This is a genomic window from Kitasatospora sp. NPDC087315, from assembly GCF_044744345.1.
Classification (GTDB): Bacteria; Actinomycetota; Actinomycetes; order Streptomycetales; family Streptomycetaceae; genus Kitasatospora.
Genome location: NZ_JBIUYD010000048.1, coordinates 20,814 through 29,927, shown reverse-complemented (window position 1 = coordinate 29,927; position 9,114 = coordinate 20,814). Strand labels below are relative to the sequence as shown.

The window sequence follows — 9,114 nt, the reverse complement described above, 5'->3', positions numbered from 1 at the left end:
GAAGTGGTGTTTCGTGGATTGGCCGCCCCGGGACCGTCCGCGCCGATGCGTGTCCGGTGCTCCCTGTCGAGCGACTAGAGAACACTACGCCCATCGGCGGGAGGAAGCAAACATCGCGCAAAGAAGCCGGCCGGACCCCCGGGGGAAGGGTCCGGCCGGCTGCTCGGGGCGCCGGTCGAGGCTCAGCTGTTGGTCGGGAAGCCGAGGTTGATGCCGCCGTGCGAGGGGTCGAGCCAGCGCTGGGTGACGGCCTTGCCACGGGTGAAGAACTGCACGCCGTCCGGACCGTACGCGTGCGCGTCACCGAACAGGGAGGCCTTCCAGCCGCCGAAGGAGTAGTAGGCGACCGGCACCGGGATCGGCACGTTGATGCCGACCATGCCGACCTCCACCTCGAACTGGAAGCGCCGGGCCGCGCCACCGTCGTTGGTGAAGATGGCGGTGCCGTTGCCGTACGGGTTGGCGTTGATCAGGGCCACGCCCTCCTCGTAGGAGGCGACGCGGACCACCGACAGCACCGGGCCGAAGATCTCGTCGTTGTAGACGGACATGCCGGGCCTCACGTGGTCGAACAGCGTGGGGCCGAGCCAGAAACCGTCCGCCGTCGGCGCACCGTTCCTGTCCTCGGCGGTGATCGGGTGCTTCCGGCCGTCGACGGCCAGCTCGGCGCCGTCGGCGACACCGGACTCGACATAGGAGGTGACCTTGTCCCGGTGCTGGCCGGTGACCAGCGGGCCCATCTCCGATTCACCGTTGCAGCCGGGGCCGACCTTCAGGGTGGCCATCCGCTGCTTGATCTTCTCGACCAGCTCGTCACCGATCGGGTCGACCGCGACCAGCACCGAGACGGCCATGCAGCGCTCGCCGGCCGCGCCGAACCCGGCGTTGATGGCGGCGTCGGCGCTGAGGTCCAGGTCGGCGTCGGGCAGGACCAGCATGTGGTTCTTGGCGCCGCCGAGGGCCTGCACGCGCTTGCCGTAGCGGGTGCCGGTCTCGTACACGTAGCGAGCGATCGGGGTGGAGCCGACAAAACTGACCGACTTGATGTCGGGGTGCTCCAGCAGCCGGTCCACGGCGGCCTTGTCACCGTGGACGACGTTGAAGACACCGTCGGGGAGACCGGCCTCCTTCCACAGCCCGGCCAGGAAGTTGGCGGCGGACGGGTCCTTCTCCGAGGGCTTCAGGACGACCGTGTTGCCGGCCGCGATGGCGATCGGGAAGAACCACATCGGCACCATCGCCGGGAAGTTGAACGGCGAGATGATCGCGACCGGGCCGAGCGGCTGGCGGATCGAGTAGACGTCGACGCCGGTGGACGCCTGCTCGGTGAAGCCGCCCTTGATGAGCTGCGGGATGCCGCAGGCGTACTCGACGACCTCCAGACCGCGGGCGATCTCGCCCAGCGCGTCGGAGTGCACCTTGCCGTGCTCGGAGACGATGATCGCGGCCAGCTCGTCCCGGCGGGCGTTGAGCAGTTCGCGGAAGCTGAAGAGCACCGTGGCGCGCTTGGCGACCGAGGCGTTGCGCCACTCGGTGAAGGCCGAGGCGGCGGCCGCGACGGCCTGGTCGACCTCGGCGATCTCCGCGAAGTCGACGTGTCCCGAGACCTGGCCGGTGGCCGGGTCGAAGATGTCGCCGCGCCGGGGCGCGGCGCCGGCGGTGGCGACGGGCGCGCCGCCGATCCAGTGCGTGATGTGCTTGCTCAAGGTCGTCTGCCTCCGAAGTCCCGGGCGGCGTCCTGCCGCCGGTCCCTTGTCTGGCGCCGCCCGTGTGCGGGCCGGGCGACGGGATTCACGGGGCTACCGCGCTCATCTCCCAGTCTGCTGGCCTCCACGGCCCACCTCAACGAACAGGCTGACGGGGATCGGGGATTCAGCCTTACAGGTCGTCGGCCGGGTCCGCCGAACGGGCGAAGCCCCGCCGGCCCTCCCTCAGACCGCCTCCGTACCGTCCGTCTCCTCGGCGCCGTCCGTCTCCTCCAGGTACGGGTCGTGCAACCCGTCCGCCGCCTCCTGGGTCTCCAGCAGATCCAGTCGCAGATCCTGGGACCACGCCAACGCCCACCGCTTCAGCCCGCCGACCGCGCTGCCCGGGTACCCCCGGGCCCGGAACCGTCCGTCGGCGGCGTCGGCCAGCGTCTCCAGCCGGTCGGCGAGCACGGCGGGCTGGAAGTCCGCGTCCAACGAGACTGCCAGTGCGAGCAGTTCGCCCTCCCGGTACCAGGCGGTCAGGGCGTGTACGTCGATCAGGTCGCGCGGCAGGCCGCGGTCGGCGAGCAGCGCGGTGGCCAGGGCGGCCGCGTCCTCCAGGGCGACGGCCGTCAGCGTCAGCGCGGGCCCGCCGGGCACGGGCGCACCGAGGTCGAGCCGGACCGGTCGGTGGCCCAGCGGTTCCTTGCGCAGCTCCACCGCGTGGGTGCGGCCGCCGAGCGTGAGCCGGACGGAGAGCTGCTCCAACCGGGGCGTGCCCGGCCGCTCCGCGACGCCGCCGCCGACCGCCCGGTAGGCGGCGGCCAGCTCGGCCGCGGCCTCCGGCAGATCGGTGCCGCCGCTGGTGACCAGGGTCAGCCCGTCCTGGGGGCAGGCCGGTACGCCGTGGGCCCGCAGGGCATGGCCGCCGGCGAGGGCCAGTCCGAGCCGGTCGCAGACGGGCCGGGCCAGTTCGGCGAGCCGCAGCTGGGCCGGGCCCGGGCGAAGGGACGCGTCGACGGCGTCCGGGACGGTGGTCACGCCTCCAGTCTGACGCGAACGCCCGCCCCACGCCCCCACGCGCCCCTTCCACCCTTCAACCGACGCGATGCCGCCCTCGACCTCCGGTGCCCCGCCGGTGGCTCCCGTCTCACCAGTCCCGGAGCCGGGCCGCGGCCTCGTGCAGGGCGAGCTCCAGCAGGGCGGGGTCGTTGAGCCGTCCGGAGCCGTCGGGCGGGACGAGCCAGCGCGCTCCCCGGCTGCGTGGCCGGGGGTGCGGGACGACGATCCAGGTGCCGTCGCCCGCGCAGCGCACGCCGGTGCCGATCCACCGGGCCGCCGTGCCGACGGGGACGAGGAAGCCTACGCTCTCGCCCCCGAAGTCGGTGAGGACCGGCCCGCAGAGGCCGTCACCGAGGATCTCCAGGGCCGGCCGGCCGAGTCGGCCGGGCACCGAGAGGACGTCCCACCTCCGCCCGGCCGGCAACAGCATCAGTCCCAGTCCGGTGCGTTCCCACTGTTCCCTGAACGCCTCCGGGTCCGGTGCCGCCTGGGCGAGCCAGTGCAGTCCGGTGCTCTCCATGTGCCGTCCCCGTTCCTCAGCGCTGACGCTGCTCGCGGCGCGGCGGGAACCGAGACCCGCCGTCACCAACGAGAGGCGGACGGCGGGTCTCTCTTACACGGATCACCCGATCGGATGCGTCACCCGGCCGAAAGTCGCCGCAGCGGACGCATCACCGCGGCGGACGCGCGACCGGAGGCGCGGCGGTCAGCTGTCGAAGCCCAGCCCCAGCCGGTCGAGCGTGCGCAGCCAGAGGTTGCGGTGCCCGCCGTTGCGGTCCGCGCGCTGCAGGGACCGCGTGGTGATCTCGATGCCGGCCCAGCGCACCGGCTCCGGCGGGAACGGCAGCGGCTTGCTCCGCACCATCTCCAGCGTGGTGCGCTCGGTGCGCTCGCCCGCCAGCAGGTCGAGCATCACCTCGGCGCCGAACCGGGTGGCCCCGACGCCGAGCCCGGTGAACCCGGCCGCGTAGGCGACCCGGCCGCGGTAGGCGGTGTCGAAGAAGGCCGAGAAGCGACTGCAGGTGTCGATGGCGCCGCCCCAGGCATGGGTGAAGCGCACGCCCTCCAGCTGCGGGAAGCAGCGGAAGAAGTTGTGCGCCAGCGTGCGGAAGGTCTCCGGCCGCTGGTCGTACTCGTTCCGGACGTGGCCGCCGTAGTGGTAGACCGCGTCGTAGCCGCCCCAGAGGATCCGGTTGTCGGCGGAGAGCCGGAAGTAGTGGAACTTGTTGGCGCTGTCGCTGAGCCCCTGCCGGCCGCTCCACCCGATCGCGGCGAGCTGTTCCTCGCTGAGCGGCTCGGTCATCAGCGCGTAGTCGTACACCGGGACGACCAGCGGGCGGACCCGCTTGACCAGGGACGGGAACACATTGGTGCCGAGCGCGACCCGGCGGGCGAAGACCCGGCCGTAGGGGGTGCGGACGGCCATGCCGCTGCCGTACTCACGCAGGTCCAGCGCCCTGGTGTGCTCGAAGATCCGCACGCCCTGGCGCAGGCAGGCGTCCTTCAGACCCCAGGCGAGCTTGGCGGGGTGGACCATCGCCACGCCCTCCTTGTCCCAGAGCCCGCCGAGGAAGGTCGGCGAGTCGACCTGGGCGCGCAGCGCGTCGGCGTCGAGCACGGTGATGTCGAAGCCGTACTCGGCGACGGCCTCGGCGATCTCGTGCAGTTCGGCGAGCTGGTGGGGCTGGGTGGCGACGTCGATCTCGCCGGTGCGCTCCCACTCGGCGTCGATGCCGTAGCGCTTGAGGGTGGCCTCGATGCCGTCCAGGTTGGCGGCACCGAGGCGCTCGAGTTGGCCGAGTTCGGCGGGCCAGCGCTGCAGGCCGTTGCCGAAGCCGTGGGTCAGGCTGGCCGCGCAGAAGCCGCCGTTGCGCCCGGACGCGGCCCATCCCACCTCGTTGCCCTCGACCAGGACGACGTCCAGCGAGGGGTCGCGCTCCTTGGCGATGAGGGCGGTCCAGAGGCCGGAGTAGCCGCCGCCGACGACCAGCAGGTCACAGGTGGCGTCGCCGACCAGGGCGGGCAGCGCCTCCGGCCGGCCCGGGTCCTCCAGCCAGAAGGGGGTGGGCCTGGCGTCACTGAGCGCGCGGGCGGAGTCCATGCATTATCAGCCACTTTCTGCACATAGGTGATGGTTGGGCGGCCACCCCGACGGTAGGTCAGGCGGTGGCCTTGCGACGGTTGCCGAGCCACTGGCCGGCCACCGTCAGCGCGACGGCGGCGATGAACATCGCGGTACCGATGACGTTCACCTGCACCGGGATGCCGCGCTGCGAGGCGCCCCAGACGAACATCGGGAAGGTGACCGTGGTCGGGCCCGAGTTGAACTGGGTGATGATGAAGTCGTCGAAGGAGAGCGCGAAGCTGAGCAGCGCGCCGGCCGCGATGCCGGGGGCGGCGAGCGGCAGGGTGACCCGCAGGAAGGTCTGGGTCGGCGTCGCGTAGAGGTCCTGGGCGGCCTGTTCGAGCCGGGGGTCCATGCTCATCACGCGTGCCTTGACTGCCGTCACCACGAAGCTCAGGCAGAACATGATGTGCGCGATGAGGATCGTGGTGAAGCCGAACGGGATGCGCATGTTGAGGAAGAGCGTGCCGAGCGAGGCGGCCATCACCACCTCGGGCATGGCCATCGGCAGGAAGATCATCGCGGTGGTGGCCGAGCGGCCGCGGAAGCGGTAGCGGGCCAGCGCGAAGGCGACCATGGTGCCGAGCACGGTGGCGCCGATGGTGGCGAGCACCGCGACCTGCAGGCTGAGCGAGAGCGACTGGCACATGTCGGCCACACCGCAGGGATTGGTCCACGCGTCGGTGGAGAACTCGGACCACTCGTAGTTGAACTTGCCCACCGGCTTGTTGAACGAGAAGGCGAGGACGACCAGGTTGGGCAGCACCAGGTAGGCCAGGGCCAGCAGACCTGCCAGCACCACCAGATGGGCGCGGACCCATGTGAGCACTCGGGACATCAGACCAGTTCCTCCGTCCCGGCCTTGCGCATGTAGACCGTCACCATGCCCAGGATCAGGGCCATCAGGATGAAGCTCAGCGCGGCCGCCGTGGGGTAGTCGAGCACGTTCAGGAACTGCTTCTGGATGCCGTTGCCGACCATCTGCTCGCTCGGCGAGCCCAGCAGCTGGGCGTTGATGTAGTCGCCGGAGGCCGGGATGAAGGTGAGCAGCGTGCCCGCGACCACACCCGGCAGCGAGATCGGGAAAGTGACCTTGCGGAAGGTGGTGAACGGCCGGGCGTAGAGGTCGCCGGCGGCCTCGTGCAGCCGCGGGTCGATCCGCTCCAGCGAGGTGTACAGCGGCAGGATCATGAACGGCAGGAAGTTGTAGGTCAGACCGCAGACCACGGCGAGCGGCGTGGCCAGCACCCGGTCGCCGGAGGTGAGGCCGATCGCGCTGGTGACGTCCAGGATGTGCAGCGCGTTGAGGGCGCCGACCACCGGGCCGCCGTCCGAGAGGATGGTCTTCCAGGCCAGCGTGCGGATCAGGAAGCTGGTGAAGAACGGCGCGATCACCAGGATCAGGATGACGTTGCGCCACCGCTTGCTCGCCTTGAAGGCGATCGTGTACGCCAGCGGGTAGCCGATGGTCAGGCAGAGCACCGTCGCGGTGGCGGCGTAGCCGAACGAGCGGACGAAGTGCCAGCGGTACTCGACCAGGGCGTCCCAGTAGGTGGCGAAGTGCCAGGTGACCTTGAAGCCGTCCTCCAGCGAGCCGGTCTGCAGCGAGGTCGACCCCTGGTAGACCATCGGCACGGCGAAGAAGACGACCAGCCAGGCGATGCCCGGCAGCAGCAGCCAGTACGGGGTGAGCTTGCGCTTCGGCTTCCGGGCGGCCTCCGGGAGCGGTATGACTTGCGGCGGCGCCGCCGGGGTGGTGGTGGTCATGCCGCCTCCTCCCCGGTGCCCGCGTCGATCGCCTGCGCGGCGTCCAGGGCGAAGGAGTGCGCCGGGTTCCAGTGCAGGACGACCGGCGCGCCGGGGACGATCCGGGCGTCGCGCTCCATGTTCTGCTCGAAGACCGTCACCTCCTGGCCCCCGTCGGTGCGCACCAGGTACTGGGTGGAGACGCCGATGAAGCTGGAGTCGACCACGGTGCCGGCCAGCCGGTTGCGGCCGTCGGCGACCTCGGCGGAGGCGTGCTCGATGGTGATCTTCTCCGGCCGGACCCCGAGGTGGACCTTCCTGGCGTCGGTGGCGCAGCGGGCCCTGGGCACGGCGAGGCGGGTGCCGTCGGCGGTGAGCAGCAGGTCGCCGCCGTCGGCGCCGGTGACATCGGCGGGCAGCAGGTTGGACTGGCCGAGGAAGTTGGCCACGAAGGTGGTCGCGGGGTTCTCGTAGAGGTCGGCGGGCGCGCCGAGCTGTTCGACCCGGCCGCCGTTCATCACCGCGATGGTGTCGGCCATGGTCATGGCCTCCTCCTGGTCGTGGGTGACGTGGACGAAGGTGATGCCGACCTCGGTCTGGATCCGCTTGAGCTCAAGCTGCATCTGGCGGCGGAGCTTGAGGTCGAGGGCGCCGAGCGGCTCGTCCAGGAGCAGCACCTGCGGGTGGTTGATCAGGGCGCGGGCGACGGCGACGCGCTGCTGCTGGCCGCCGGAGAGCTGGTGCGGCTTGCGCCGGGCGTACGGGCCGAGTTCGACCAGTTCCAGCATGTCGTCGACCTGCTTCTTGACGTCCTTGCGGCCGCGGCGGCGCAGGCCGAAGGCGACGTTCTCGAAGATGTCGAGGTGCGGGAAGAGCGCGTAGCTCTGGAAGACGGTGTTCACCGGCCGCTTGTACGGGGGCAGGGCGGTGACGTCCTGGCCGCCGATCAGGACGGCGCCGGAGGTGGGCTCCTCCAGACCGGCGATCATGCGCAGGGTGGTGGTCTTGCCGCAGCCGGAGGCGCCGAGCAGGGCGAAGAAGGAGCCCTGGGGGACGGTCAGGTCGAGCGGGTGGACGGCGGTGAAGGAGCCGTAGGTCTTGCCGATGCCGGTGAGGCGGACATCGCCGCCCGTGGCCGCCGCGTCGCGCAGCTGGTCTGTCATGGGTGTCTTCCTGGTTTCTGCTGTCTCTGCCGTCAGTGGGGAGGTCAGGCGCCGATGAGTTTGGAGAACTTCTGCTCGAAGTCGCTCTCCTCGGTCTCGGTGAGGGTGCGGAACACGTGCGCCTTGGCCGCCATCTCGGGGGTGGGGACGACGAGTGGGTTGGCCGCGGTGTCCGGGGCGAGGGCGGCGAGCTCCTCCTTCATCCCGGTGACGGCGGAGACGAAGCCGATGCCCGCGACCAGCTGCGCCGCGATCTTCGGCTGGTAGTAGAAGTCGATCAGCTTTTCCGCGTTCGTCTTGTGCTGGGCCTTGGCCGGGATCAGCATGTTGTCGGTCGAGGAGACGAAGCCCTTCTCCGGGATGACGAACTCGATGTCCGGGTTGTCGGCACGGAGCTGGATCAGGTCGCCGCCCCAGGCGACGCAGGCGGCGATGTCGCCGGAGGAGAGCTCCTGGCCGTAGTCGTTCCCGGTGAAGCGGCGGATCTGCTTGCTGTCGACGCCCTTCTGCAACCGGGCGACCGCGGCGTCGTAGTCGTCGGCGGTGAACTTCGCCGGGTCCTTGCCGAGGTCGAGCAGGGTGATGCCGATGCTGTCGCGCATCTCGGAGAGGAAGGTGACCCGGCCCTTGAGGTCGGGGTCGTCCAGCAACTGGGAGACCGAGGCGACCTCCTTCCCCTTGGTGGCCTTCTTGTTGTAGGCGATCACCACCTGGATGCCGGCCCACGGGTAGGAGTAGAGCCGGCCCGGGTCCCAGTCGGGGGCGCGGAAGCGGGAGTCGATGGTGGTGATCGCGGTGGTGACGTTGGCCTGGTTGAGCTTCTGCGCCCAGCCGAGGCGGATCATCCGGGCGGCCATCCAGTCGGTGAGCACCATCAGGTCGCGGCCGGTGTCCTGGCCCGCCGCGAGCTGCGGTTTGACCTTGCCGAAGAACTCGACGTTGTCGTTGACGTCCTCGTTGTACCTGACCTTGATACCGGTGGCCGCGGTGAAGGCGTCCAGGGTGCCGTGCCGCTCCTTGTCCTTCTCGTCGGAGTCGATGTAGAGCGGCCAGTTGGAGAAGTTCACCTCCTTCTGGCTGTCCGAGAGGTCCTTGGCGGCGTTCGCGGTCGAGTCGCCGGTCCCGGCGGTCCTGGCCGCCGGGATGCCGCAGGCGGCCAGGGTGCCCGCGCCGGCGGTGAGGGCGGCGGCGCGCAGCAGCGCCCGCCGGCCGAGGGAGGCCCGTCCGCTGGTCAGACTGCGTTCCCAGGCCTTGCGGACCGGTTCGGGCAGACCGTCGGTGAGCTCGTTGAACGCCATGGAACGGGCCTCCTGGGGGCGAGAGGTCGGGG

Annotated in this window: 8 protein-coding genes; all 8 read right to left on the bottom strand. The window is 70.8% G+C overall.

Features of this window, described 5'->3' with window-relative positions; genetic code table 11:
* Nucleotides 1–182: 182 nt before the first annotated feature.
* The gene (locus ACIO5D_RS38065; RefSeq protein WP_400800839.1) at nt 183–1,706 is read right to left on the bottom strand and encodes a CoA-acylating methylmalonate-semialdehyde dehydrogenase; all 1,524 of its coding nucleotides are present in this window, start codon (nt 1,704–1,706) and stop codon (nt 183–185) included.
* A gap of 225 nt (nt 1,707–1,931) precedes the next feature.
* Nucleotides 1,932–2,729, bottom strand: a complete 798-nt coding sequence (locus ACIO5D_RS38060; protein ID WP_400800836.1) for a hypothetical protein — start codon at nt 2,727–2,729, stop codon at nt 1,932–1,934.
* Nucleotides 2,730–2,838: 109 nt separating this feature from the next.
* Nucleotides 2,839–3,270: a hypothetical protein gene (locus tag ACIO5D_RS38055; RefSeq protein WP_363608989.1), complete on the bottom strand. Its 432-nt coding sequence runs from the start codon at nt 3,268–3,270 to the stop codon at nt 2,839–2,841.
* 186 nt (nt 3,271–3,456) lie between these two features.
* A complete protein-coding gene (locus tag ACIO5D_RS38050; protein ID WP_363608987.1) occupies nt 3,457–4,851 on the bottom strand; it encodes an FAD-dependent oxidoreductase in 1,395 nt (464 codons plus the stop codon).
* Between the two features lie 58 nt (nt 4,852–4,909).
* Nucleotides 4,910–5,713, bottom strand: coding sequence for an ABC transporter permease (locus ACIO5D_RS38045; RefSeq protein WP_363608985.1), 804 nt, complete (start codon nt 5,711–5,713; stop codon nt 4,910–4,912).
* Nucleotides 5,713–6,642, bottom strand: a complete 930-nt coding sequence (locus tag ACIO5D_RS38040; protein ID WP_400658717.1) for an ABC transporter permease — start codon at nt 6,640–6,642, stop codon at nt 5,713–5,715. The genes ACIO5D_RS38045 and ACIO5D_RS38040 overlap by 1 nt, the downstream gene beginning before the upstream one ends.
* On the bottom strand, nt 6,639–7,784 hold the full coding sequence (locus ACIO5D_RS38035; RefSeq protein ID WP_363608981.1) for an ABC transporter ATP-binding protein: 1,146 nt from the start codon (nt 7,782–7,784) through the stop codon (nt 6,639–6,641). The genes ACIO5D_RS38040 and ACIO5D_RS38035 overlap by 4 nt, the downstream gene beginning before the upstream one ends.
* 44 nt (nt 7,785–7,828) lie before the next feature.
* Nucleotides 7,829–9,082, bottom strand: a complete 1,254-nt coding sequence (locus ACIO5D_RS38030; protein ID WP_363608979.1) for a spermidine/putrescine ABC transporter substrate-binding protein — start codon at nt 9,080–9,082, stop codon at nt 7,829–7,831.
* Nucleotides 9,083–9,114 lie beyond the last annotated feature (32 nt).